Source organism: Bacillus sp. DB-2 (assembly GCF_003315125.1).
GTDB lineage: Bacteria > Bacillota > Bacilli > Bacillales > Bacillaceae_G > Bacillus_A > Bacillus_A mycoides.
Genome location: NZ_QNRN01000005.1, coordinates 82,183 through 108,966, shown reverse-complemented (window position 1 = coordinate 108,966; position 26,784 = coordinate 82,183). Strand labels below are relative to the sequence as shown.

At 36.4% G+C, this 26,784-nt stretch carries 26 protein-coding genes; 21 read left to right on the top strand and 5 right to left on the bottom strand.

The features are described from left to right. Positions 1-173: 173 nt before the first annotated feature. The gene (locus tag DET63_RS10140) at positions 174-479 is read right to left on the bottom strand and encodes a hypothetical protein (protein ID WP_113936628.1); all 306 of its coding nucleotides are present in this window, start codon (positions 477-479) and stop codon (positions 174-176) included. A gap of 117 nt (positions 480-596) precedes the next feature. Beyond that, positions 597-1,589, bottom strand: a complete 993-nt coding sequence (locus tag DET63_RS10135) for a zinc-dependent alcohol dehydrogenase family protein (protein WP_113936627.1) — start codon at positions 1,587-1,589, stop codon at positions 597-599. Positions 1,590-2,160: 571 nt separating this feature from the next. On the opposite strand from DET63_RS10135, the gene DET63_RS10130 reads away from it, so the two are divergent. The 4 genes from DET63_RS10130 (at position 2,161) to DET63_RS10115 (ending at position 5,109) form a co-directional block, all read left to right on the top strand. Beyond that, complete coding sequence (locus tag DET63_RS10130; protein ID WP_113936626.1) at positions 2,161-3,378, top strand: sensor histidine kinase; 1,218 nt, start codon at positions 2,161-2,163, stop codon at positions 3,376-3,378. Next, entirely contained in the window at positions 3,368-4,012 is a 645-nt protein-coding gene (locus DET63_RS10125; RefSeq protein ID WP_113936625.1) for a response regulator, read from the top strand. The genes DET63_RS10130 and DET63_RS10125 overlap by 11 nt, the downstream gene beginning before the upstream one ends. Before the next feature lie 163 nt (positions 4,013-4,175). Next, positions 4,176-4,610, top strand: coding sequence for a hypothetical protein (locus DET63_RS10120; protein ID WP_113936624.1), 435 nt, complete (start codon positions 4,176-4,178; stop codon positions 4,608-4,610). 100 nt (positions 4,611-4,710) lie between these two features. Beyond that, the gene (locus DET63_RS10115) at positions 4,711-5,109 is read left to right on the top strand and encodes an Ig-like domain-containing protein (protein WP_113936623.1); all 399 of its coding nucleotides are present in this window, start codon (positions 4,711-4,713) and stop codon (positions 5,107-5,109) included. Positions 5,110-5,182: 73 nt separating this feature from the next. Here the strand turns inward: DET63_RS10115 and DET63_RS10110 are convergent, their stop codons facing one another. Further along, entirely contained in the window at positions 5,183-5,323 is a 141-nt protein-coding gene (locus DET63_RS10110) for a YflJ family protein (RefSeq protein WP_000273535.1), read from the bottom strand. Positions 5,324-5,477: 154 nt separating this feature from the next. Between DET63_RS10110 and DET63_RS10105 the strand changes: the two genes are divergently transcribed. After that, positions 5,478-5,840 (top strand): hypothetical protein, encoded by a 363-nt coding sequence (locus tag DET63_RS10105; protein WP_002011092.1) that lies wholly within the window; start codon positions 5,478-5,480, stop codon positions 5,838-5,840. A gap of 27 nt (positions 5,841-5,867) precedes the next feature. Here DET63_RS10105 and DET63_RS10100 read toward each other — a convergent pair whose 3' ends face one another. Then, positions 5,868-6,053, bottom strand: coding sequence for a YhzD family protein (locus tag DET63_RS10100; RefSeq protein WP_000539551.1), 186 nt, complete (start codon positions 6,051-6,053; stop codon positions 5,868-5,870). A gap of 253 nt (positions 6,054-6,306) precedes the next feature. On the opposite strand from DET63_RS10100, the gene DET63_RS10095 reads away from it, so the two are divergent. The 4 genes from DET63_RS10095 (at position 6,307) to DET63_RS10080 (ending at position 13,296) form a co-directional block, all read left to right on the top strand. Beyond that, positions 6,307-7,548: a metallophosphoesterase family protein gene (locus DET63_RS10095; protein WP_113936622.1), complete on the top strand. Its 1,242-nt coding sequence runs from the start codon at positions 6,307-6,309 to the stop codon at positions 7,546-7,548. Continuing rightward, the gene (locus tag DET63_RS10090; RefSeq protein WP_113936621.1) at positions 7,545-10,469 is read left to right on the top strand and encodes an ATP-binding protein; all 2,925 of its coding nucleotides are present in this window, start codon (positions 7,545-7,547) and stop codon (positions 10,467-10,469) included. The genes DET63_RS10095 and DET63_RS10090 overlap by 4 nt, the downstream gene beginning before the upstream one ends. A gap of 41 nt (positions 10,470-10,510) precedes the next feature. Beyond that, positions 10,511-11,455 carry a 3'-5' exoribonuclease YhaM gene (gene yhaM, locus DET63_RS10085; protein ID WP_002011096.1) on the top strand — a complete coding sequence of 315 codons (945 nt, stop codon included), beginning with the start codon at positions 10,511-10,513 and terminating at the stop codon, positions 11,453-11,455. A 413-nt stretch (positions 11,456-11,868) separates the two neighbouring features. Next, complete coding sequence (locus DET63_RS10080) at positions 11,869-13,296, top strand: serine hydrolase domain-containing protein (RefSeq protein WP_113936620.1); 1,428 nt, start codon at positions 11,869-11,871, stop codon at positions 13,294-13,296. A gap of 237 nt (positions 13,297-13,533) precedes the next feature. Here DET63_RS10080 and DET63_RS10075 read toward each other — a convergent pair whose 3' ends face one another. Continuing rightward, positions 13,534-14,046 carry a hypothetical protein gene (locus DET63_RS10075; protein WP_098189597.1) on the bottom strand — a complete coding sequence of 171 codons (513 nt, stop codon included), beginning with the start codon at positions 14,044-14,046 and terminating at the stop codon, positions 13,534-13,536. A 428-nt stretch (positions 14,047-14,474) separates the two neighbouring features. Between DET63_RS10075 and DET63_RS10070 the strand changes: the two genes are divergently transcribed. From DET63_RS10070 to glpK, 12 genes are all read left to right on the top strand, one after another. Continuing rightward, positions 14,475-15,419, top strand: a complete 945-nt coding sequence (locus DET63_RS10070) for a ring-cleaving dioxygenase (RefSeq protein WP_113936619.1) — start codon at positions 14,475-14,477, stop codon at positions 15,417-15,419. Positions 15,420-15,464: 45 nt separating this feature from the next. Then, a complete protein-coding gene (locus tag DET63_RS10065; protein WP_113936618.1) occupies positions 15,465-16,442 on the top strand; it encodes a ring-cleaving dioxygenase in 978 nt (325 codons plus the stop codon). Between the two features lie 256 nt (positions 16,443-16,698). Then, a complete protein-coding gene (locus DET63_RS10060; protein ID WP_113936617.1) occupies positions 16,699-17,793 on the top strand; it encodes a response regulator aspartate phosphatase in 1,095 nt (364 codons plus the stop codon). Beyond that, positions 17,793-18,032 carry a Phr family secreted Rap phosphatase inhibitor gene (locus DET63_RS10055; protein ID WP_044444079.1) on the top strand — a complete coding sequence of 80 codons (240 nt, stop codon included), beginning with the start codon at positions 17,793-17,795 and terminating at the stop codon, positions 18,030-18,032. The genes DET63_RS10060 and DET63_RS10055 overlap by 1 nt, the downstream gene beginning before the upstream one ends. Before the next feature lie 239 nt (positions 18,033-18,271). Further along, entirely contained in the window at positions 18,272-19,144 is an 873-nt protein-coding gene (locus tag DET63_RS10050; protein ID WP_113936616.1) for an alpha/beta fold hydrolase, read from the top strand. Positions 19,145-19,221: 77 nt separating this feature from the next. Next, positions 19,222-19,422 carry a sporulation YhaL family protein gene (locus DET63_RS10045; protein WP_002087191.1) on the top strand — a complete coding sequence of 67 codons (201 nt, stop codon included), beginning with the start codon at positions 19,222-19,224 and terminating at the stop codon, positions 19,420-19,422. A 212-nt stretch (positions 19,423-19,634) separates the two neighbouring features. Continuing rightward, positions 19,635-20,831, top strand: a complete 1,197-nt coding sequence (locus tag DET63_RS10040; protein WP_002166205.1) for an oxalate decarboxylase family bicupin — start codon at positions 19,635-19,637, stop codon at positions 20,829-20,831. 273 nt (positions 20,832-21,104) lie between these two features. Next, positions 21,105-21,554, top strand: coding sequence for a helix-turn-helix domain-containing protein (locus tag DET63_RS10035; protein WP_113936615.1), 450 nt, complete (start codon positions 21,105-21,107; stop codon positions 21,552-21,554). A gap of 712 nt (positions 21,555-22,266) precedes the next feature. Continuing rightward, positions 22,267-23,397, top strand: a complete 1,131-nt coding sequence (locus DET63_RS10030; RefSeq protein ID WP_113936614.1) for an RNA-guided endonuclease InsQ/TnpB family protein — start codon at positions 22,267-22,269, stop codon at positions 23,395-23,397. Between the two features lie 153 nt (positions 23,398-23,550). After that, a complete protein-coding gene (gene glpP, locus DET63_RS10025) occupies positions 23,551-24,111 on the top strand; it encodes a glycerol uptake operon antiterminator GlpP (protein ID WP_000394293.1) in 561 nt (186 codons plus the stop codon). A gap of 227 nt (positions 24,112-24,338) precedes the next feature. Then, positions 24,339-25,160, top strand: coding sequence for a glycerol uptake facilitator protein GlpF (gene glpF, locus DET63_RS10020; RefSeq protein ID WP_070141165.1), 822 nt, complete (start codon positions 24,339-24,341; stop codon positions 25,158-25,160). A 12-nt stretch (positions 25,161-25,172) separates the two neighbouring features. Next, positions 25,173-26,663: a glycerol kinase GlpK gene (gene glpK, locus DET63_RS10015; protein WP_113936613.1), complete on the top strand. Its 1,491-nt coding sequence runs from the start codon at positions 25,173-25,175 to the stop codon at positions 26,661-26,663. Positions 26,664-26,784 lie beyond the last annotated feature (121 nt).

Here is a 26,784-nt window from a genome sequence, read left to right as displayed (position 1 = left end):
GCTCATCTCCTGTTATATTCATTTTTATGATAACCAATTTAAGTTCTGTTGACAATGTTATTTTTTAGGTAGTGGAAGGGGATAACGTTGATGAATAAATGAAAAGCCAGTACATATTTTATATGACTAATATGTACTGGCCTCGCTTATTCTACAATTTTGTCTGTTTTTGATTATGAAAAATCGTTTCCTGTCTTGCTATAAATTTCATAGGCAAAAAATCCGAATAAATAGCCTATTCCAGCCCCTAAACCAACTGTAAACAGTGAATAACCCGGGAAAAATATGTCGACAATTATACCGATTAAACACCCTAAAAGCATTCCTATAGGTATTAAACTATCTAATAATTGTTGAGCACCTTTTGATTTTTTCTTACCTAATTTGCCTTCGTTATATTTATGTTTCATTCTTTCAATTACATATAATACAATTCCTCCGACTATTACAACAGGCGCAATTACCGTAATTAACCACATGTTAGAATCTCCTTTCGCCTTTTAATAGAATTATACCAGATACTTACAATTCCATGCTCCTAAATGTATTATCTAATCTATTTAAAAGGCCGATCCAAAAGACTTCTTCAATTGTATTTAATCACTCGTCAAAAACACTTTACCTTTTGTTTTCTCAGCAGACTGAACGACATCAACCGCACTTTTTACATCTGCTAAGTCATACGTAGAATGGACTGTCATGAAACGTAATTGTTTATTTTCTACTAAGCGAATTAAGTGACGAAACGTTTCTTGCCATTTATATGGTGATACTTCTTTATTCCAATGTCGTAAATGAAATATATTCGCGTGCACCTTTGCTTTCGTGACAATCTCTGCCCAGTTTACTTGTATACCTGATAGAAGGCCGATAGTTAAAAAGCGCCCATTTGGACGTAAGGAGAAAGCTAATTCATTTCCATCAGGTCCCCCGATAGAATCAATCGCAGCATCTGCACCAAGCCCGTTTGTTAACTCCATAACTGTTTCATAAAGCGGGACAGTGGAAGTATCAATTACATATTCGGCACCAAGCTGAAGTAATTCTTCTGTATGTTTACTATTTCTTGTCACTGCAATTAATCGGAAGTTTAAAATTTGTGATAATTGAGCAAAAAGATGACCAATAGCGGACCCACAAGCATTTACTAATAAAACGTCATTCTGTTGTAAATTTAGCGTTTCTGTACATGTAACCCAGGCTGTAAGGGGGTTAATATACATTTGTGCCGCTGTAAAATCATCGATTGAATCAGGAATAGGGACTACAAAATCAGCTGATGTTGTAACGAACTCTTGCCAAGTACCATCTCCGCGTAAAGGTAAAACGCGTTTACCGATAAGATCTCTAGTAACTCCCGCGCCTACATCTTCTACAATACCAACACCTTCATAACCCGGTATGTTAGGTAAAGGGATTCTATGTGAGTATGCTCCACTTACTGGAATTAAGTCAGATGGATTAATCGGTCTAACTAACATACGAACTAAAACTTCATTATCTTTTAATGGTTCTATATTTTTATATTCAACTTGTAATACATCTTTTGGGTTACCAAACTTATGAAATTGAATGTATTTTCCGTGCAAGATAGTTGTTCCCCCTTAGTTTGATTGGGTTAATTATAGCATTTTCAGTTTAAATGATTATTTCATTAGCACTAAATAAAAGGGAACAGAAAGTCGTCGTTTATACTTTGAGGAGATTTTGATTGTGCAAATGTTAAAATATACATTAATTATGTAGCATTGTAGAATCGATTTTCTGAACAAGTTATTAGGTATATAGTAATATAAAAAAAGACGCCCTTGTGAGCGTCTTTTTCCAACTTGAGATAGATGTACCATTATTGTTCTGCTAGGGTACATAATTCTCGTTTGAAGTTTTCTCAATTTCTCACACAAATGATCTGTGTATCAATTTGTTTTTGATGTACAGATCATTTATGTGAGAATTCTTGTAGATAATTGCTGAATAATAATCTTACATAAACATCAATGTATTTTAATATAAAATACATTGATGTTTATATTTGGTAATGAGGATGAAGAGGAATCAGTGACTTATCCCGCTATTTGTGGGAGTCGGGCTGTATGTAAAAGCCTTCACTTTATCAAAATGTAAGTTGCATCTTGTATAATGTAATAGTGGAGGTCAGATATGAAAAAAATAAGTTTAAATATAGATTTGGATACAAATGTATTGGAAGTGGTATTTATTCCAAGAAGGTTTATTATTTTATGGGTTACACTCGTATATATAGCTTCAATGCTTTTAGAATTTCGTAATAATATTTTCTCTATGGATAGTTTTTTCTTTACAATAGTCATTGTTATTCATACTATTTTTCATTGGTATGCGAGTTCATTAAAGAATAGGCAATTGTTGTACTTCTTTTTTGTACAACTTTTCATTGTGTTTTTGGCTGCATTTATTGCAACAAATGCTTCGATAGCGATTTTTGTTGGATTAACTCCTATTTTAATCGCCCAAAGCTTATATGTTTATAACAATATATTTAAAGTAATGACAGTTTTTACTCTTATGTATGCAATATTTTGTGCTGCAATTAGTATCAATTATGGTGTGAATAAATTAGCTATTCTTATCTCTATGTTTCTTTTAGTGTTAGCAATTATTATTCCTTTTTCTTATATTAATAAGCAGCAATTTGATGCACGTAATCGTATACAGAGCTATATTCAAGAGTTAGAGTCTGCATATATGAGAGTGGAAGAATTGACATTAGCTAATGAAAGGCAGCGTATGGCAAGAGATTTACATGATACGTTAGCGCAAGGTTTAGCAAGCTTGATTATGCAATTGGAAGCGATAGATGCCCATATGCAAAAAGGGAATACAGGACGATCTCAAGAGATTATGAAACAAACTATGATAAGAGCGAGACAAACTTTACATGATGCAAGGTTGGTTATTGATGATTTGCGTCATACTACTAATTCATTTAATGGAGCAGTAAAAGAAGAGGTTCAACGTTTTTCTGAAGCTACGTCTATACATGTGAGATTTACTATCCAAAGTCCACCGTATATTTCAAGCGTAGTAAAAGAGCACTGCTTATATGTAATTAGTGAATGTTTAACGAATATCGCAAAACATTCACAGGCAACAGATGTAAATTTAAAAGTTGAATATATCGATGACCTTGAAAAGCTTACTATTGAAGTTGAAGATAATGGAATTGGTTTTGACACTGGATATATCGGTAAGAATCCTGGACATTATGGTTTAATTGGCTTAAATGAGCGTGTTCGATTGATTAAGGGAGAAATACATATATTGAGTGAAAAGATGAAAGGTACGAAAGTGTATATTCAAGTGCCTATAAATAAAGAAGGAGATAGCCATGAAGCATAACGTATTAATTGTAGACGATCATTTCGTTGTGAGAGAGGGTCTGAAATTAATAATAGAAACGAGTGATTCATTTCAAATTATAGGTGAGGCTGCAAACGGAGAAGAAGCTCTTTCTTTCATAGAAAAAAAGAAACCTGATGTCATTTTAATGGATTTAAATATGCCTAAAATGAGTGGCTTAGAAACAATTGAGGCTTTAAATAAAAAACAAAATCATACGCCGATTATTATATTAACTACTTATAACGAAGATGAATTAATGTTAAAGGGAATTGAGTTAGGGGCAAAAGGATATTTGCTAAAAGATACGGATCGTGAGAATTTGTTTCGAACATTGGAAGCGGCTATTCGAGGTGAGATTTTACTACAACCAAATATTATGGAAAAGATAGTGAAGTATAAAAGGAAAGAAGTACATGCTGATAAGGTTGCAAAAAATAACTTAACGGTTAAAGAATTGTTTGTGCTGAAAGCTATTGCGCGCGGATATAAGAATAAAGAAATTGCATTTGATATGGGAATAGCTGAGCGAACGGTAAAAGCATATTTAACAAATATATACAATAAATTAGGTGTTAATTCACGGTCAGAAGCAGTAGCTGTATCTATTGAAAGGAAGTTAATTCATTTTTAAAACATTATATATGCCCAATCGTACATTATAGGCTTGCCCTTTTGTACGATTTTTTTATTTCTTTCTCATGTTATGCTTCAGAAAGTATGAGAGATTTAAGAACAATCTAATTGCATTACAATTATAGACGTTTCTAATGTAGGAAAGGAAGAAGAATAATTAAATGGAAACTTTGCTTTTAATTCCTGTATTAATTTTCTTTATTTGGCTGCAAAGCAAACAAAGAAAATTAAACTGGATAGATATTATAACTTTTCTCATGATGATAGGGATTATTACTTATATGGCGCCGCAACCAATGACTAGGGATTTACAAGCAGAGTTACTGGCAGTTACGCTTATTTCTTTCGCTATTGGTGTTTGGCAAGGTGGGGGAATTACAGTCTGTTATGAGGATGAAATTTTATATATTACAAATGGAAAACAGTATTTCATTTCATGGATTCTCTTAATAATTGGTAACATAATTATTATTAATATATTTGAAGGTGGATTTACATTTAATGGACCGTGGTTTCTTTTGTGTAGTGTTGTCATTACATCTGGGGTGAAAACCAGTATTCTATGTGTTCTGTACAAATTAACAGTGCGAAATTGAATGGAAAATCAAAGCTGTTTTCTTTTATCCCAACATAAAACGTATTGCTGTAAATTCATTCAAAGATTGCAGTTGATAAGAAATGGGGGAGTTAACACAGATGTTTCTACCTATTACTACATTTTATAGGTTTAGTTGGCTGGGGAGTTTTGCTTTCTCTTCAGAAAAGGTTAGCAGGAATAGAGCGTTTTCGAGGACCGAAGAACTAAATGCTAATTTGTATGAAAAGAAATGTATAGATTCAGTTAGTAATATTTATGAGAAAATAACGATAGATTTTGTGAAATATGGTGATAATTATGTATCGGGCCATGCGGAACCTTATGCAACAATTGTCATAACGAGCGGCGATATGCTTGTTGGAAGTGGACGGGTTAATGAGTATGGAGAATTTAAAATATATACGAATAATCATCTGGAAGAGTATTTGATAATAAAGGTTCAGTTGATATTAGGTGGTTTTTATCAAGATAGTATAATAGTAAAGGTAGATTGTTAATTTATAATGATTCCAGTTTTTATTTACTAAATAAAAGTAAAAGGAAGCAACAATTTGTTGCTTCCTACATCTATTAAGCCGAAGCTTTCTTCATTCTCTCAAGTAAACTAGATAAAATATGCGTACGATAAGATTCTAGTTTTTTACCTTCGTAAGTACGAATCCCTAATTTTTTAAGTTCTTTTACATACCAACCTTTGCTTCCGAAATACATGAAATCGCTCCCCTTCAACTTTGTTTTTAGTAGTTCTGATTGTACTTGGAGGTACAGGTAATATAATGAAGGAAATGAATTTCGCGCGAAAATGGTTAACTTTGTTGCAAAAGACATATATACTAAGGATAGTATATAACGAGGTGGGCAAGACGTGATTATAGAGAAGCACGAAATTCAAATTGACCAAATTACGAGCGGTAAAGTGAATATCTTTACTTTCTATAGAAATAGAAAGCAAGTTGATGATCATTTTTTACGATTGCAAGAACCATCGCTTACAGCAAACTACTTCTTCCATTTTCATTTTGATGCAGAGAGCTTGCATCTTCTGCAGGAAGAATTTCCAGGTGTATATCCGTACGACCGTAGTGACACGATTCACGACTGGACGGAAAAGATGAAAGCGGAATTGCAACATCAGATCCAAACAGGAAAATGGAATAAGCGCGTACGTATCGGTAATCGTATTCTAGATGTGGCGTTTACGTGGTGTGACGAAGATATAGTAGAGTGAAAAAGAAGCGGATGACGCTTCTTTTTTTTAGCGCTGGAATAAAACGAGCTTACCTGCAGAAGATGTGCAGCGATGTGTTTTTTCATACAAACCTTTTTCTTGTAAAATAGATTCACCTTTTGCTTTCGCTTCTTTTTCAGTTGCCGCCTCGAATGATTCATCTAATGCTTTTGAACCATCTTTTTCAAAGACTGTTAGAACGTATACTCCCATGAAAATTCCCTCCAATAATAAAAATCAGAATCTTATAACTATTTTGGCATAAATCACTAGAATATGCAAAGAAATATATGACATTGCGTGTTACAATAAGGTGAAACTTTAATAAGCAGGGGAGTTTTTTCATCCCCTGCTTATTATTAGTTGAACTAATCGGGGAGCCTTTTTATCTCCGACGATTATTAGTTTTTAGCAATTTTAATGTTGATAAGATGAAACTTTTGAACTATAGAAAGGATCGTTATTTGTGAAACAAGTGAAGTTTATACATGCGGCTGATTTGCATTTGGATAGTCCGTTTAAAGGGATGGAGATGAATGTTGCGCAGTCTGTTTGGGAGAGAATGAAGCAAAGTACGTTTGAATCGTTCGAACGTATTGTTGATAAAGCGATTCAAGAGCGCGTTGATTTCGTATTACTAGCCGGGGATTTGTATGATGCGGAGACGAGAAGTTTGAGAGCGCAAGTGTTTGTGCGCGAGCAAATGAAGAGACTGTCGCAGTATGATATCCCTGTTTTTATTATTCACGGTAACCATGATCATTTAGGGGGAAGCTGGGCAGCGATTGAGTTTCCGGAAAATGTTCATGTGTTTACGGAGCCTTATGTGGAAGAGAAATCATTTTATAAAAATGGTGAGCTATTAGCTTCTATTTACGGGTTTAGTTATTTGCAGCAAGCGGTAACGGATAATATGACAGCGCAGTATACGAAAATGAGTGATGCGCCTTTTCATATTGGCATGCTTCACGGAAGTGTGGAAGGGGATGCAGAGCATAATCGCTATGCACCGTTTCAAATTCGTGAGCTAAAAGAAAAGCAGTTTGATTATTGGGCTCTTGGCCATATACATAAACGTGAAATTTTATCAGAAGAGCCGTATATTATTTATCCAGGTAATATACAAGGACGTCATCGTAAGGAAACAGGAGAAAAGGGTGCGTACCTGATTGAACTCACGAAACAAGGAACGCAATGTTCATTTTTCCATACGGCGGATGTTGTATGGGATGAGATAGAAGTGAATATTGATGGACTGGAAACTGTTGATGACCTTATGACGAGCGCGTCAAGTGCGATGAATGAATGCAGAAGAGAAGAGGAAGGTACGCTTTTAACTGTCGTATTTACAGGACAGGGACCACTTTCTCCTTATTTGCGTGAAGACAAGCGCGTGGAAGAGATTTTTCATATTTTAGCAGCGGGAGAAGAGCGAAAAGACTTTGTATATGCGATGAAGTGGAAAAACGAGACGGTTTCTTTTGCAGAAATTGAACGTTTGAAAGAGGAAAATCATTTCGTCGGTAGCGTGCTAAAAGAGTTAGAAGCTTTCACAAATATGGACGGAGTGTTGCGCACCATTTGGACATCTCCTGTAGTGCGTAATAGCATTGAATCTTTTACGGAAGAAGAGAAGAAAGAGATTCAAAAGGAAGCGGAAAATATTATTTTAGAGCAATTATTCCAGCAAGAGAGGGATAAAAAATGAGAATTGAAAAACTCCATATTTATGGGTACGGAAAATTAGAAAATGTGGAAATGGATCTGTCAATGCTGACGGTACTGTACGGTGAAAATGAAGCGGGGAAATCGACAATTCGCTCGTTTATGAAAAGTATTTTATTCGGTTTTCCAACGAGAGGACAGCGCCGCTATGAGCCGAAAGAAGGCGGGAAGTATGGCGGAGCAGTTACTGTTCAAACAGAAAAGTACGGCCGTTTGAAAATTGAACGATTGCCAAAGACGGCAGTTGGTGAGGTGACCGTTTATTTTGAAGACGGGAAAACTGGTGGCGAAGATATTTTAAACGATATATTAAGCGGTGTGAATGAAAGCTTATTTGATTCTGTTTTTTCATTTGATATGCATGGTTTGCAAAATATTCATCAGCTCGGCGAAGCGGATATCGGTAATTATTTATTTTCGGCAAGTGCAGTCGGAAGCGATGCGTTATTGCAGTTAGATAAAAAATTAGAAAAAGAAATGAATCAGCGCTTTAAGCCGAGTGGTCGTAATCCTGAAATTAATGTGTCACTGCAAGAGATGAAGAAACTTGAAGAGAAGATGAAAGAGTGGCAAGGGAAAATTGGCACGTATGAAAAACAGGTCGAGCAGTTAAAAGAAAGTGAAGAGAAGCTTGCTTCTGTTCGTGCGGAAAAAGAGTCAGCCGAAAGACGAAAGCAAGACTATGAAATATTAGCGGCGCTTGAGCCTCTCGTTATTGAAAAGAGTGCACACGAGAAAGTGTTGAAAAGCGAGAACGGGCAGTTTCCTGTAAACGGAATTGCGCGCTATGAGGCGGTAAAGGCAAAGATAGAACCGCTGCAAGTACAAGTAGATTCACTTCAAAAAAAGATAGAAACAGTGCAATCAGAAATTGATTCCACAGAAATAGATGAAGCATTTTTACAAAAGGAAAGTTATGTAGAAGAACTTCGTATGCAGCATATGTCTTATGAAAATGCACGCCAAGAAATGCGTGATATGGCGGGAAGTATTGCGAATATAAAAGAAGAAATCGCAGAACTACAGCAACAAATTGGCGCTACTTTTGAACAAGAGACTGTTCTTTCATTTGATATAAGTTTAGCGACGAAAGAATTAATTACACAAACGGTGCAAAAGGCGCGCGAATTAGAAACGCAAAAAGTACAGCTTGATGATCGTTTTAAAACGGCTCAAGAGCAATTAGAAGAGCAAGAAGAAAATATAAGACAAATCAGCCAGCAAATGTTAGCTGATGAAGAACGAAATACGTTAGTTGAGAAAGAAAAATCATTTCAGGATGCGGCATTTTTAGGTATGGGCGCAGAGAGAATGAAGCGTAAGTATGAAGAGAAAGCAGGGGCAGCTCAGCAAAAGAAAAAACAGTGGCAAAGAGTTTGTCTTCTTTTACTTCTTATTAACACGCTTGTTTTATTCACGAGTCTATTTATAGATAACCGCGTGCTGTTATTTATTAGTGTCATTGTTTTTGTAGGGATTGTCCTTGCCCTTGTTTTATATAAAGATCCGTCAAGTGGATTACAAGAAGAGCTTCTTACTCTTCAGCAAAGTGCTGGCGGGCGTCAAAGTGAAGAGGCGATGTCCGTTCGTTATCAGTTAGAAAAGGATGAAGAGATTCGAAAGTTATTTGAGCGAGAGTCTTATAAATTACAACAAATGGAACGTGCTTATGATAAAGTCGTTTCATCTTATGAAGAATGGGAGAGAGAAACTTTCCAAATAGGAGAACAAGTAGATGCGTATAAAACGCGCTATATGTTCCCTCAATTTTTTACATATGCGCACATGTTGCCAGCGTTTGAGCGTATTGAAAAAATGCAGCAATTATATCGTGAGCTAGATAAACAAGGCGAGCGGAAATCTTCATTATATGAAATGATTTCGCACTTTGAGCATAAACTAGAAACGGTTATCGGTAGTAAAGAGTATAGTAATTTGCATGAGGCGCAAAGTCGTATGCAAAATGAGAAAGAGAAGCGCCAAACTTGTAAGCAGCTAAAAGAGAAGCTGGAGGAATGGCAAGAAGAATATGAGTTCATGCAAGAGCAATTAAAACAACTATTAGTAGAGCGAGATGGGTTATGGCATATCGCAGAATCTACAGATGAAGAGATGTTTTTAGAAGCAGGAAAATGGGCAGAAAAACGTGAAGATGCGGAGAAGCAAGTAGGGCGTTTATTACCGCAAATTGATTTGTTAGAACAGCGCTTAACGAGTTTGTCATTAGCTGAGCATTATGAGGCTGACGGTTATGATGAAAAATTAAAGCAAGAAATTACAGCCGCGCAAAGCTGTCTGGCGCAAGAAAAAGAACTGACAGAGCGTATTGCGAAGCATCGAATAGAAATTGCGAATTTAGAAGAAGGCAGTACGTACGGTGATTTACTACATGAGTGGGAAATGAAAAAATCACAAGTGCGTGAACAAGTGAAGAAGTGGGCTGCATATGCGGCCGCAAAGACGGTGTTAACGAAAACGAAGCAATATTATCATGAAGTGCATTTACCGCGCATTTTACAAAAATCTGAAGAGTATTTCGTGTATTTAACAGGCGGAAGATATAGTAAAATATTCTCACCGTCAGAAGCGGAACCTTTCATTGTCGAACGTAACGATGGTATGCGTTTTTACAGTCATGAACTAAGCCAAGCGACAGCGGAGCAGTTATATTTATCGTTACGATTTGCGCTAGCGAAAACGTTTGAGCATGATTATCCATTTATTATTGATGATAGCTTCGTACATTTTGACGCGGTAAGGACGAATCGAACGATTGAACTTATAAAGGAAATTGCGAAAGATAGACAAGTTATCTTCTTTACATGCCATGCGCATTTACTAACGTATTTTACAGAAAAACAGATTATAAAATTAGTGCGTCAGCGTAAAGAAAATGAGTTGTAGTATGCTATACTAAAAGTAACTGATTTGGTGGAGGAATTCGAATGAAAAAGAAAATTGTAGAATATGAAGTTGGTGAACAAGTCGATGTTTTCTTGTTAATTAAAACAGCGACAAAAGGTCTCGCAAGCAATGGTAAGCCGTTTTTAACAGTAATCTTACAAGATCCAAGTGGAGATATTGAAGCGAAGCTATGGGATGTATCACCAGAAGTTGAGAAACAATATGTAGCGGAAACAATCGTTAAAGTAGCTGGAGATATTCTAAACTATAAAGGACGTATTCAATTACGTGTGAAACAAATTCGTGTTGCGAATGAAAATGAAGTAACAGATATCTCGGATTTCGTAGAAAAAGCTCCAATAAAAAAAGAAGATATGGTTGAGAAAATTACGCAATACATATTTGAAATGAGAAACCCGAACATACAGCGTCTAACAAGACATTTATTAAATAAGCACCAAAACGAATTTTTAGAATATCCAGCAGCGACAAAGAACCATCACGAGTTCGTATCTGGACTAGCTTACCATGTTGTATCAATGTTAGATTTAGCGAAAGCTATATCAGCTCTATACCCATCGTTAGATAAAGACTTACTATATGCGGGCGTTATTTTACACGACCTTGGTAAAGTATTCGAACTATCTGGCCCAATTTCTACGACGTATACGTTAGAAGGAAATTTACTAGGCCATATTTCTATCATGGTGAACGAAATTGGTAAAGCAGCAGACGAACTACAAATCGATGCAGAGGAAGTATTAATCCTTCAGCACATCGTCCTTTCTCATCACGGAAAAGCAGAATGGGGTAGTCCAAAACCACCATTAGTAAAAGAAGCAGAAATTCTGCACTACATCGATAACTTAGATGCAAAAATGAACATGATGGACCGCGCATTAGGACGCACAAAACCAGGCGAATACACAGAACGTGTCTTTGCACTTGATAATCGTTCGTTCTATAAGCCAACTTTCCATAATTAAGATTGTGAATAGAATGGCCTCATTAAGTGTTAATAAGCTTAGTGGGGCTGTTGTATTATGATAATAAAGTTATTGAATTTTGATTATTAAAAACTAAGAGCCTTACTACATTCTACGTAGCAAGGCTCTTTAAAGTTGTTTCAAATTACATCCATCTGTTCGTTCAAGTGTAACTATTCGTAATTATTTGATATTATACAGGTGAATAGAAAGATACATTAAAATTTAGTTTCGTAGTTGTAAAAGGAGGTTATTTATCCAACATTAACGGGCAGTAAAACTCCCACCTCAAAATTTGGCTGGAGTAAAGAAGTTAGGTGGGGGGCGGGCTGCCCGTAAACGTCCGATTGGTGAGGGCTGATTATAGGTTCACTTTATATTATTCTCTTATAATTTTCCAAAAAGGAGAGTTTATGAAAAAGATTATTGTTTTTGTATTAACGATATTTATATTATTCTCAGGATTTGCAACACAAAGTTATGCGTTGTCAGATTCGCAATCTGCGGCAATACAAGCGTTGCTAGATGATGCCTGTCGTATATCAGGTGTGCCGGGAATGTCAATCTCAATACTTGCTGATGATGAAGTGTTCTACTTTTCTTCAGGGTATGCAGACCGTGAAAAGGGGTTGTCTGCAAGTGAAAATACACTCTATGAGTTAGCCTCGGTCAGCAAAGCTTTTACCGGTATGGGTATTATGCTATTGGAAGAGCAAGGGCTGCTTTCAATGACTGACCCTGTCCAAAAATATTTACCTTGGTTTACATTAAAGTATCAAGGGAAACCTGTTGATATGCAAAGTCTTACACTAAATAACTTTCTTCACCATACCAGTGGTCTAACAAATATTAGGCATACTCAAAATATTCCACAAGGCAATACGCCGGATATGTTGCAAAAGACTGTGGAAATGCTCGTGGATGCTGAATTGGCGTTCCCTCCCGGTGAACAGTATAACTATGGAACCGTCAATTATGACGTATTGGGTTTGGTTATTGAGATTGTGTCGCGACAAAGCTATGAAGACTTTATGAAGGAACAGGTATTTCAGCCGTTAGGTCTTCACCAGACGTATGTTTATAAAGAAGATGCTCAAGCCACTGGACAGTTGGCACAGGGCTACCGTTCTTCCTTTTTTATGACAACTCCATTTAAAGCTCCGGATTATGCTGGGAATAAACCCGCAGGCTACATCATTTCTAATACAAAAGATATGGCGCGTTGGATGGGCATACAGATGGGTATCGTGCAGGACATACCCGAAATATTTCACACGGTTATCGAAAAATCACATAGGGGTGATATGTCTGTTTCGGCTGTCAACGGTATGTATTATGCGGCAGGTTGGTCCGTAAATGCCGAACAAACGATTATAGAACACACTGGGGGCAATCCAAATTTCAGAACCGAAGTAGTCATACTGCCAAATGAACGAACAGCCGTCTCCTTGCTGAGCAACGGCACAAATACCAATACAAACATGGTACTAAAAGTTAAAGATATATTAGAAGGCAATCTAACTCAGTCATATGAAATAAGCGGCACACAGCTTTTGGATATCATTTTGTCGTCTATCACAATTATTTTTTGCCTATTGTCCGTTTTGCTATTTCTCTTAGGATTACGCAGAAGGAGAACGAATGAGCGACAGCCAATGACAAAAAAGAGAATAACCGTAACAGTTATTTTCCTGACCGCTACGATTGCCCTGGGTATACTGTGCTGTGCTTTCGATTGGTCAACAATACTTATGTGGCAAACATATAGTGTTCTTACAGCTTTGATTTCGTCAGCATTATTAACAGCAAGCATTACATGGTTTGTATACACTCACCGATAAAATACCTCGCTCCTAAGATAAGCATAATGTTAAGTCATTAAAGTCCGATTGGTGAGGGCTGATTAAAGTTTCACTTTATTAAAAATGAAATAAAATAGTTAAGAAGTACGCATGGGTGTAACGAAGAACTAATAAAACATATCTTGCCACTAGAATGGGGGCATATCAACTTTTAAATTGAGTACCGCCAGCATTTCAGAAAAAATACAATAAGCTGTCCATATGGGCAGCTTATTGTTATTCTACATTGTTCTTAAATAAACTTAATATTTGTTGAGCATCTGTATCCCTTATTATGTAATGTTCTAGATTTTTTTGTTCTTCATTATCTTGACGAGCAATTATAACTTTTTTATCCTCTAGCCAAATTAAATATGTTTCATTGGAACGATCTTGGTAATTTACATTCATTTGATAATCAATATTTGCTTTAGCCTCATCATCTAGCAAAAGAGGAATAACTCTTTCTCGATCCTTATCTATTCCTGTATGTTCCATGGATTTAATAATTTGATCAAACTCTAGATTTATAACTGCTTTTGTATTTTTTACCTTAGTGGATATAAGCTCAATTTTCTTTATTTCCTTTCCTTGAAAGAAAATAGGTTTACGATTTTCCTCTTGTTGTATTGAGGCAGTTTTTACTTTTGGTTGTTCAGTAGTAGATGTACTACCAGTGTTTGTCTCAGTCGAACAAGCGGATAGATATAGGAATAATGATAAGGTCAGTAATGATATATTTTTATTCATAAATTAACCCCTTTCTTTTATGGATAATATTCCTTTTCACCATGTAATAAACCTTTTTAAAGGGGAGAAGTTGTCTACTCTTCGTATGAATACTTTATCCCGCGTTAATGGACAGTAAAACCCCACTGATTATTAGCCTTCACTTTATCATTCTCCAGTTCAAAATGTTATCCAATAAAAAAATATCTCGAATTTGAGATAAATTACTTGCTTTTTAATCACTTGAGTTGTAAAGTGATAGTAACGAAAGCGATTGAGTCATATGAAAAACATATACTCAGTTGCTTTCGATTAAAAAAACGAAGTAACTTATTCAGTAAAAACTAAGATGAATTTACAAAAACATAATGAGAATAAATTGAAAAGCTAAGAAGCATATTATTTTTTAGGTATCACTTGACTAGTAAAATGAAACGGAGGAATTATCAATGTATGAAATTAAAGGGCATCATCACATTTCAATGGTTACAAAAAACGGAAGTGAGAATAACCATTTTTATAAAAACGTGCTAGGTTTACGTCGTGTGAAAATGACGGTAAACCAAGATGATCCGTCCATGTATCATTTATTTTACGGAGATAAAACAGGAAGTCCAGGTACAGAATTATCATTTTTTGAAATGCCTTTAGTAGGAAAAACGTACCGTGGTACGAATGCAATTACGCGAATTGGATTACTCGTTCCTTCAGAGGAAAGCTTACATTACTGGAAAGAACGGTTTGAGGGATTTGGTGTAAAACATAGTGAAATAACAACATATGCAAATCGTCCTGCTTTGCAATTTGAGGATGCGGAAGGCCTACGTCTCGTACTACTCGTTTCAAACGGCGAAAAAGTGGAGCACTGGGAAACTTGGGAGAAATCAGAAGTTCCTGCACAGCATCAAATTCAAGGAATGGGTTCTGTGGAAATGACAGTGCGTAGACTGGATAAACTGGCAAGTACACTAACAGACATATTTGGTTATACAGAAGTTAGCCGAAATGATGAAGAAGCGATTTTCCAGTCTATAAAAGGAGAAGCCTTTGGAGAAATCGTTGTGAAATATTTAGATGGTCCTACTGAAAAGCCGGGCCGTGGTAGCATTCACCATTTAGCAATTCGTGTAAAAAACGATGCAGAGCTTGCTTATTGGGAAGAACAGGTAATAAAAAAAGGTTTCCATTCTTCAGGCATTATCGACCGTTTCTATTTTAAAAGCTTATACTTCCGTGAATCAAACGGAATCCTATTTGAAATTGCGACAGATGGACCAGGATTTACAGTTGATGGCGATGTAGAACATTTAGGAGAAAAACTTGATTTACCGCCGTTCTTAGAAGATCAGCGAGCAGAAATTGAAGCGAAATTAGCACCTATTGAAGAGAAATAATAGAAGAGAAAATATACAATTTAAAAACCATTGGAGGAATATATAATGAACCAATTAAAAGGAATACACCACGTTACAGCGATTACAAGTAGTGCAGAAAAGAACTATGAATTTTTCACTTATGTGTTAGGAATGCGTTTAGTTAAAAAAACAGTAAACCAAGATGATATTCAAACGTATCATTTATTCTTTGCAGATGATAAAGGTAGTGCAGGAACAGATATGACATTCTTTGACTTCCCAGGTGTTCCAAAAGGTGTACACGGTACAAATGAAATTTCAAAAACTTCATTCCGCGTTCCAACTGATGCAGCACTAGAGTATTGGGTGAAACGTTTTGATCGTCTTGAAGTAGAACATACAGGAATTAATGAGCAATTTGGTAAGAAAACTCTTTCTTTCGCTGATTTTGATGATCAACACTATCAATTAATCTCAGATGAATTTGATAAAGGGGTGGAATCAGGTACACCTTGGCAAGACGGGCCAGTTCCATTAGAATATGCAATTACTGGCTTAGGACCTGTATTTGTCCGTATCGCGAATTTCAGCTATTTCAAAGAAGTACTAGAAAAAGTTCTATTATTTAAAGAGATTGCTCAAGAAGGAGAATTCTACTTATTTGAAGTAAACGAAGGTGGAAATGGTGCCTCAGTCATTGTAGAACATAATACGGTTCTTCCTGAAGCACAACAAGGTTTTGGTACAGTGCATCATGCAGCGTTCCGTGTAGAGGATCGCGCTGTATTAGAAGAGTGGATTGAGCGACTAAGTCGAGTTGGACTCCCTTCATCTGGTTATGTAAATCGTCACTTCTTTGAGTCATTATACGCAAGAGTTGCGCCGCAAATTTTATTCGAGTTTGCAACAGACGGCCCAGGGTTTATGGGAGATGAGCCTTATGAAACGCTTGGAGAGAAATTATCTTTACCTCCGTTCTTAGAGCCAAAGCGTGAAGAAATCGAAAAATTAGTTCGTCCAATTGATACAGTGAGAAGTACGAAGGAATTTATTAAAGAGTAAAAATAGAAATAATAAGTAGAAGAGCAAGTAGTTTTAGCGAATCGCTGGAATTGCTTGCTTTTTTATTTGGTCTATAAAATTTTCTGAAAAATGTTTCTCAAGTTTTTTAAATAGAAATATTTGGTATAATTCATTTAAATTATAAATTTTCTGACAATTATTTTTCAATACATAGAAAAGGGGTGATAATATACAATTTGAATAATTGTATAAATATCCTAATTTTGTAATTTTGGAGAAAAGGGGATGCGAAGGTATGGGAACAGATGTAGTAACGAAGGAGCAAATGAAACATTCTTTAGATAATTGGTATCGTGTAATGTTGCAGCAAAACATAGAGAAAGCTACGGAGATGAAAGAGGAGATTGATAGTAAGATTAGTGGTTTGGAAATGGATCAGGAATTATCTTTGTATTTTACATTATTAGATTTTAGATATAAGATGCTGACGGATTGGTTGAATATAAAAGAAAATAGTTTTGAGAGAATAGAATCTTTTGAAATCCCAACTGAAGGATTTTTAGCATATTATTATCATTTCTTTAAAGGGATATATTGTACTTCAATGTCTAAATATGGAGATGCAAAGGAAAATTATGAAAAGGCAAATGAATTACTGAAATATGTCTCGCACCCTTTAGAGAATGCTGAATTTGATTATCGTATGGGTAATTTTTACTATCAGACGTACCAACAAGTTAATGCAATTGAGTATTTGAGAAAAGCGAAAGAGGAATTTAAAAAACATATAGGTTGTGAAATAAATATAGCGCTAGATGAAAATGTTTTTGGCCTGTGTTGTGTAGATTTAAAAAATTACGAACTCGCTGAAGAAAGCTTTAATACTGCTATGGATATTTTCCAAAAAGTAAATTATGAAAAATATATTTTAATGGTGCGTCATAATTTAGCTTTTTTATATGCTAGCCAAGATTTATCGGAACTCGCAATTCGTCATGCATCCGAAGTTACAAAAAAACAGCCGAAATTTTTTAAAGCGCTATTTGTTGAAGCGGGTGAATATTATAAATTAGGACAATATCAATTGGCGGCAGATTTGATAGAAAAAGGTTTGGATATTTGTAAAGAATTAAATAAGGAAGAGTTTCAATACCGTTTTATGATTTTGAAAAGTGTAAACGAAAAATCACCTACATTAAGCTTAGAGGAAGTAGTTTTAGAAGGTATTTCTTATTTTGAGAAAGAAGAGTTATGGGAGTGTATACAAGAATACGCTGGAATGTTAGCTTTAAGGTTTTATGAAGAAGAGAATCACAATAAGGCAAGTCATTATTTTTACATGAGTCATAAAGCTCAAAAAAAATTATTGAAAAAAGGGGCGCTGAAATAATGAAAAAGATTCACTTTGGAATGTTGGGGATTGCGTTAGTAGGTGCGTTATCGATTGGAGCTAATAGTTTATTTACAAATCAAGCATTAAATATAGGAGAGACAGGAGGAGCACCAGCAAGACCAGACTATGTTAGTTTTAATAAGGGAGATGGTGGCGGAGCGCCAGCTAACTTCAATAAAGGCGATGGTGGAGCACCAGCAGATAATAGAGGAGACGGCGGAGTAAGCCAACTATAATAACAAAGAAAGGGACTTCAACATGAAGTCCCTTTCTTTGTTATTAGGACATGTAGAGAAAAGAATTGACTTACTTTAAATGTGTAACTATAATAGTTACAAAGTAACCGTTAATAATGGCAGTGAGTAATATTTTTTTAATATAATTGTAACTACTTTGGTTACAATTAAAATTAATCATAAAACAACCAAATAATGTAAAAACTTTAAATAGCAGCATGAGAAAGGAGACGGGAATTTTGAAACGTTTTAAGTTTTATATGATTAGCGGTATTGTACTCGTTTTGTTAATAGTATGTAACTTCGTTGATAAGCCGATTGCGAAGGTTGAAGAAGTGAAAGATACTGTTATGATGAAGATAAATACGAAAGAGAGTATGGCGCAGATTGATGGACAGACGATTTATTTTAAGCAAATTGGTGAGGGGAAACCGCCTTTACTTATGCTTCACGGGTTCGGTGGTTCTTCAGATGGGTTTAATGATATTTATCCGGAACTTGTAAAGGACCATACGATTATTGCGGTTGATATTTTAGGGTTTGGGCGTTCTTCTAAGCCGATTGATTTTCAGTATTCGTTTCCCACGCAAGTGAATTTATATTATAAGTTAATGAAGAAACTCGGATACGATCAATTCGCAGTACTTGGTCATTCGATGGGCGGAGAGATGTCTCTAAATTTAGCGTATTTATATCCGGATGCAGTAACGCATCTCGTTTTAGCGGATTCTACAGGGATAGAGTCTTTCCAGCAAAAAGAAAGTTATGAAGTGCCGCCACTATCGACAAACTTACAAACTGTAACAGAGATTACGGATTATAATAAAAATGAAGTGAAAAATAGTCGCGATGATAAAGAGCATTACGATCAGCTTACGAAAATGAGAGAGCGCCGCATTGCGATGGAAGCAGATAAAATTAAGGTACCGACTTTAATTATATGGGGACGACACGATAAGAGTGTTTCTTGGAAAAATGGTGAACTGTATCATGAGCTATTTGCAAATAGTACGTTCCATATCATTGAAAAAGGATACCACGCACCGTTTCGCCAGGAACCAATAGAGTTTATGGAATATGTACAAGCGTTCTTCGCGAAGAATCCACAATAAAATTTTAAGCATAAAACCACTTCTTTCCTCATAAAGTGAAACTAATAAGGCTTGTCTAAGGAAAGGGATGAATGAAAGTGGAAACTTTACCATGGTGGATTTATCTTGTAATCATTGGGATTGTACTAAGTGGCTACATGGTTTTATATACTTCGAAAAAAGAGCAAGAGATGGATAATGATTTTATCGAAAAAGAAGGCGAAGTATATATGAAGCGCTTAGAAGAAGAACGAGAGAAACGGAATCAGGATAGTGATAAAGATTCGGTATTACTTTAATAGAAACTTTTGAAGAAGAGAAAAGGATTTCTCTTCTTTTTTATATGTTAGTTTGTTGGATACTCCCTTTTAAATTAAGATCGCATCAAGATTTAGTGGATTGTTAAGGCAGAACCCCTTGTATCCATAGTCACAGTAACCATCCAAATCCCAATTCATACACTATGATGGAGGCTTTTTACTTAATAATCGGATGAAAAAGGAGTGTAATGATGAAAAAACGTACTGTTAATGAAGCGGGAGGGAGTATACCACAACCAATCCGTAGCGATGGAGCTGGTGCGATAGATTCTGGACCTCGTAATGTTATGCGGGATATTCAAAATCCGAATATGCTCGTTCCGCCTATAACTGATGCTGGCTTAGTTCCTAACTTGAAATTTTCATTTTCAGACACTTCTATGATTTTAAAACACGGTGGGTGGTCCAGGGAGATTACTGTTAGAGAACTTCCGGTTTCGACTACGATTGCTGGGGTAAATATGAGTTTAACGGCCGGTGGGGTGCGTGAACTTCATTGGCATAAACAAGCAGAATGGGCATATATGCTTTTAGGAAAGGCGCGCATAACTGCGGTTGATCAAAATGGACGGAATTTTATTGCTGATGTTGGTCCAGGTGATCTTTGGTACTTTCCTCCTGGCATTCCGCATTCTATTCAAGGATTGGAACATTGTGAATTTCTACTCGTATTCGATGATGGACACTTTTCTGATTTATCTACTTTAGCTATTTCTGATTGGTTTGCACATACGCCAAAAGAAGTTCTATCGGCTAACTTCGGAGTGCCGGAGAGTGCTTTTCGCTCTATTCCTTCAGATCAAGTTTATATTTATCAAGGAGAGGTACCGGGTTCGCTTGAGAGTCAGGAAGTCCAGTCGCCAGAAGGAGAAGTTCCTTTAACATTTAAACACGAACTGTTAAAACAAAAACCGATTAAGACACCTGGTGGTAGCGTTCGAATTGTAGATTCTACGAACTTTCCAATTTCAAAAGCAATCGCAGCAGCGCTCGTTGAGGTTGAGCCCGGTGGAATGAGAGAGCTTCACTGGCACCCGAATAATGATGAGTGGCAATATTATCTTACCGGGCAAGCGAGAATGACGGTGTTTCTTGGAAATGGTACAGCTCGTACATTTGATTATAGAGCTGGTGATGTTGGATATGTACCGTTTGCGACTGGACACTATATTCAAAACACAGGCAATGAAACATTATGGTTTTTAGAGATGTTTAAAAGTAACCGTTTTGAAGATGTATCGTTAAATCAATGGATGGCACTGACTCCTAAAGAAATAGTGGAAAGTAATGTACATGTTGGCCCGCAATTGATGGATTCTTTACGTAAAGAAAAGTGGCCTGTTGTGAAATATCCGGGTTTTTCTTATAAACCGAAAACGGATGAGTAAACATGGATATATGCGTTATTCTTTCTGGAGAACTATAGGAAGGAATGGCGTATTTTTTATGTCTAGTCCTGTCTTTACTAGTATTCGTTATTTGTATTATTGTTCGGGAAATTATTATAGAAGAAAAACATATGAAATCTGCATGACATAGAGTATGAAATGGCGCCATTTTAAAGTGTAACGCACAAGTTGCACAGGTTACGCAACGATAACTAGCTTTACTCTTCATCAGTTATTTGCCCATACTAGACGTAGAGAGGTGATAAACACAGTATGATTTTTAGCGAACGTTTAAAAGAAGAGCGAGAGAAACGAAATTGGTCGCAAAATGATTTGGCTGAAAAAATTCATGTAAGTAGACAATCTGTTTCGAAATGGGAGACGGGAAAGAACTATCCGAGCATTGAAATTATTATTCATTTAAGCGATCTGTTCGGTATTACGATTGATGAACTGCTAAGGAGTGACGAAGAGTTGACGCAGAAGGTAATTGAGGATAGTAAGCAGTTGGCGTATCCAAAATGGAAGGTATTTTTTGATAGTCTATTCATGCTGGGAGTATTTTTGTTTATTACGAAAATCGTTGTATGGATGTTAAATAAGTTTGCAGGAGTAAGCATTACACTTGTAGCAGATGCACCGTATGTAATGAATTTTTTACCCCTCATATTAATGGTCATAGGTGGCACTGCTTCTGATAAGTTGAAGAAAATATATAGATAGAGGAAATAATTTTCCCGCACTAGCTGTTCTTTCTACTCAAATTGTGTACTATAAAGGATAGATAGGAAGGGTAACTAACTGTTACGATTTATTTAACCAATTATAACCAAAGTTAATTAAATATATCAGTAAGCCCTGCTAGTCAAGTGATTGGCTAGTAGTGAGGGGTAACTGCGGGCAATCCCTAAAGCTGATTGAACTACAACGTGGCTAGAAATAGCGAGCGTGAATGTTGCGAAAGCAGAAAAAATCAATCAGATCGTGCAAGGTTAAATCCTAAACACTAGAACAATGGGTCTTCCGCCTCGAATCATCTAAGTCAAAATGGATAAGATGAACGTTCAACGACTATCTCGTATAACTGACGAGAGTACACCACAAGCCTATGGTGGTGGAAAAATCCTCTATCTCTAAGTAGATAAACATATAGTCTGCGCTCATGTGAAAACATGAGAAGTTCATAAGAGAACTGGCTAAGGAATTGCGCCCTTAGTTGAACAAGATAAATTTTATTGAATCTATCAAACTTTATTGAATTTATCGAACGTACGTGCTATGTTTGGTTCAATGAGGTGAGAATAATAATGAAATTTTCACGAGTTAGTCAAGTATCGGAATTAACAGGTTTGTATCCTGGTAGTCTCAGGAGAATGCTGGTGGAACACGCTACTATTCAGAAGAACAAATCTTTCATTAAAGAAGTTAAATTCTGATGATATTAGCGAAGAAAGTCAGACTGATTCCAACGCCTGAACAAGAAAAAGTGCTTAGAAACCATGCTGGAGCTGCAAGATTTGCTTATAACTATTGTAAAAGGATGAGTGATAGATACTATAAGCTATTTGGAAAATCTGTTTCACAGTTAGCTTTACAGAAACGATTTACAAAGATCAAGAAGCGAAAGCAATATGAGTGGTTAAAAAATATCAACGCACAAGTTCCCAAACAGGCTTCAAAAGATTTTGACAAGGCGCGAAAAAATTCGTTCGAAAAGTACAAAAATGGTTATCACACTTCTTATAAATCCAAAAAAGATTTAATCCAAGGATTTTATGCCAATTATGAAAGACTGATTATAGGAAAGAAAGTAGTTGATATTCAGTCTATTGGAGAAGTGAAAACAAGCCAACAACTACCAAGAAACAAAAAACCATCAAATCCAAGAGTTACCTTTGATGGTCGTCACTGGTGGATTAGTGTAGGATTCCAAGAAGACTTTGAATTACAAGAACTAACCGATGAGTCGATTGGTGTGGATGTTGGTTTAAAAGAGCTGTTTGTAGCTTCTAATGGTATGAAAGAACGAAATATAAACAAAGATGCTAAGGTTAAAAAACTTTTGAAAAGGAAAAAGTCAGCGCAAAGAGATATGTCTAGGAGATTTAAAAAAGGTGTAAAAATTCAATCTGCCGGATATGAAAAAGCTAAAGCGGAGCACCTGCGGTTATCTAGGAAAATTACGAATATCCGAAATAACCATATCCATCAAGCAACAGCAAAATTGGTGAAAACCAAACCAATGAAAATTGTTGTGGAAGACTTACCTATCTCAAACCTGTTAAAAAACAAAAAACTATCGAAAGCATTTTCATTTCAAAAATTAAACTTCTTCTTTCAATGTTTGTCATACAAGTGCGAGAAGTATGGCATTGAGTATGTAAAAGCTGATAAATGGTTCGCCTCAAGCAAGATTTGTTCATGTTGTGGAGTTAAATACGACCATTCAGTTCAACCAGAAGGACAGTGGAGTTTAAAAATACGTGAGTGGTGTTGTGTTTCATGCAATAGCCACCACGATAGAGATTTAAATGCGTCGATAAATTTATCAAGATGGGTAAAATAAATGCTTGATAATAGGAGGTAACGATACTGCCTCGTGTGGAGTGTTATACCCCTCGTCCCTTCGGGGTTGCGAGAACACGATGAAGCACTAACTCGTGTAAATTTGATTGAATTGTATAGATTTAGTTAAGTTTATCGTATCGGGACGTTTAGAATGGAATTTCATGAGCAGAAGATTTTGCCGGCAGTGAGGCAAATTAAAGATTTGGAGAAGCTATTACATAGTTCGTATGAGTATATTGTTATTTTAGATATTCATGTCGGTCAATTGAAGAGTGTTGTGTCGCTTGCGAAGCAGCATAATAAAAAAGTATTTTTACATGTTGATTTGATCCATGGATTACAAAGTGATGGGCATGCGACGGAGTTTTTATGCCAAGAATATAAACCGTACGGGTTATTATCGACAAAGGCGAGCGTAATTATGAAGGCGAAGCAAAAAGGTGTCGTCTCCATTCAACGCATCTTTTTAATTGATTCTAGCGCAATGGAAAAGAGCTGTAATTTGCTAGAAAAGACGAAGCCGGATTATATAGAAGTGCTTCCTGGTGCGTTAACAGGTGTCATTGCTGAGGTGAAAGAGCGTACAGGTGTACCGATTTTAGCAGGTGGTTTTATTCGAACTGTCGAGGATGTTGAAAGGGCGTTAAATGCTGGTGCGACAGCAATTACGACATCGAAAAAAGAATTATGGAAACATTACCAAAAAAAGTGACGAAAATGTGAAAAAATTCTGTTGACACCGCTTTCATTAGAGGTTAACATTATAGACAAGTTAATAAACGTGACGGAGAAAAGAAGAGATCCACATTTTATTGTTTCTATATATATTATATAGAAGCATGTAAGCTGTGGATCTTTTTCTTTTGAAAAAAACGAATGGCCATTCATTTTACCTCTATCACTTTTCGAAAGCATTTAAATTGATTGTGGAGGGATTTTATGTCAGCATTTTTAGGGGAATTAATAGGGACTGCGTTGTTAATCTTACTTGGTGGCGGTGTTTGCGCTGGTGTAAGTTTAAAGAAATCGTTTGCGAAAGATTCTGGTTGGATTGTAATTACAATGGGTTGGGGTCTAGCGGTTGCTATGGCAGCGTATGCAGTTGGATCAATTAGTGGGGCACATTTGAATCCGGCTTTAACGATAGGACTTGCGTTTAAGGGAGCGTTCCCATGGAGTGACGTACCTATGTATATCGCAGCACAAATGATTGGGGCAATTATCGGGGCAGTTCTTGTATATTTACATTACTTACCACACTGGAAAGAAACAGAAGATCCAGGAACAAAGTTAGGTGTATTTGCAACAGGTCCAGCAATTCCGAACACATTTACAAACCTTTTAAGTGAAATGATTGGAACATTCGTTTTAGTATTTGGTATATTAGCAATTGGAGCAAATAAATTTGCAGATGGTTTAAATCCATTTATCGTAGGTTTCTTAATTGTAAGTATTGGTTTATCATTAGGTGGAACAACAGGATACGCAATCAACCCGGCTCGTGATTTAGGTCCGCGTATTGCACACTTCTTCCTTCCGATTGCAGGAAAAGGCGGTTCAAATTGGAAGTATGCATGGATTCCAGTAGTTGGTCCAATTTTAGGTGGATCACTTGCAGGATTATTCCATCAAGTTGTATTTGAAGGAAAACAAAATTCAGCACTTATTTATGTAATTATTGCAACTGTGATTGTACTAGCAATCTCTTATATGACAAGTAAAAAAAGTGGAGCTACTACAAATAGTAGAAAAGTAGCATAGGGGGAAACTGATATGAAAAAATATATTCTTTCATTAGACCAAGGAACAACAAGCTCACGCGCAATTCTTTTCAATAAAGAAGGAAAAATCGTTCATTCAGCTCAAAAAGAGTTTACACAACATTTTCCAAAGCCAGGCTGGGTTGAGCATAATGCACAAGAAATTTGGGGATCTATTTTAGCAGTTATCGCAACTTGCTTAAGTGAAGCAGATGTGAAGCCAGAACAAATCGCTGGTATCGGTATTACGAACCAACGTGAAACAGCGGTTGTATGGGATAAAACGACTGGAAAACCAATTTATAACGCAATCGTATGGCAATCTCGTCAAACAGTTGAAATTTGTGATGAGTTAAAAGAAAAAGGTTATAGCGAGATGGTTCGCGAAAAAACAGGTCTTTTAATTGATGCATACTTCTCTGGTACGAAAGTAAAATGGATTTTAGATAACGTTGAAGGTGCAAGAGAAAAAGCAGAAAACGGCGAGTTATTATTCGGAACAATTGATACATGGCTTGTATGGAAATTGTCTGGCGGTAAAGCGCACATAACAGACTACTCAAATGCATCACGCACATTAATGTTTAACATTCACGACTTACAGTGGGATGATGAGCTTCTAGACATGTTAACAGTACCAAAGAGCATGCTTCCAGAAGTACGTCAATCATCTGAAATATATGGAGAAACAATTGATTATCACTTCTTCGGTCAAAATGTACCGATTGCAGGTGTAGCTGGTGATCAGCAAGCAGCGTTATTTGGACAAGCTTGTTTCGGTGAAGGTATGGCGAAGAACACGTACGGAACTGGTTGTTTCATGTTAATGAACACAGGTGAAAAAGCAGTAGCTTCTGAGCACGGTCTATTAACAACAATTGCATGGGGTTTAGATGGTAAAGTAAACTACGCATTAGAAGGAAGTATTTTCGTAGCAGGTTCTGCAATTCAGTGGTTACGTGACGGAATGCGCATGTTTAAAGATGCGAGTGAGAGCGAAGTGTACGCTAGCCGTGTTGAATCAACTGAAGGTGTATACATAGTACCAGCATTCGTTGGACTAGGCACACCATACTGGGATAGTGAAGTACGCGGCGCTATGTTTGGTGTAACGCGCGGTACGACGAAAGAGCATTTCATTCGTGCAACGCTAGAATCTTTAGCATACCAAACGAAAGATGTACTATGCGCTATGGAAGCAGATTCAGGTATTGAACTGAATACATTACGTGTTGATGGCGGAGCAGTTAAGAATAACTTCTTAATGCAGTTCCAAAGCGATATGTTAGACGTTCCTGTAGAGCGTCCAGTGATCAATGAAACGACAGCTTTAGGTGCAGCATACTTAGCTGGTCTTGCGGTTGGATACTGGAAAAACCAAGATGAAATTAAAGCACAGTGGCATATGGACAAACGCTTTGAACCAACGATGGAAGCGGAAACAAGCGAAGAGCTATATGCTGGATGGAAAAAAGCAATTGAAGCAACTAAAGCTTTCAAATAATCATAAACAGTGTTATAATGATGACAAGTTAATAATTCGGTAGGAGATTTGGAGAGACCACAACACGCTATAGAGGCGAAATCTATAGCGGAGCTTGTGGTCTCTTTTTTCGTTATCAAAG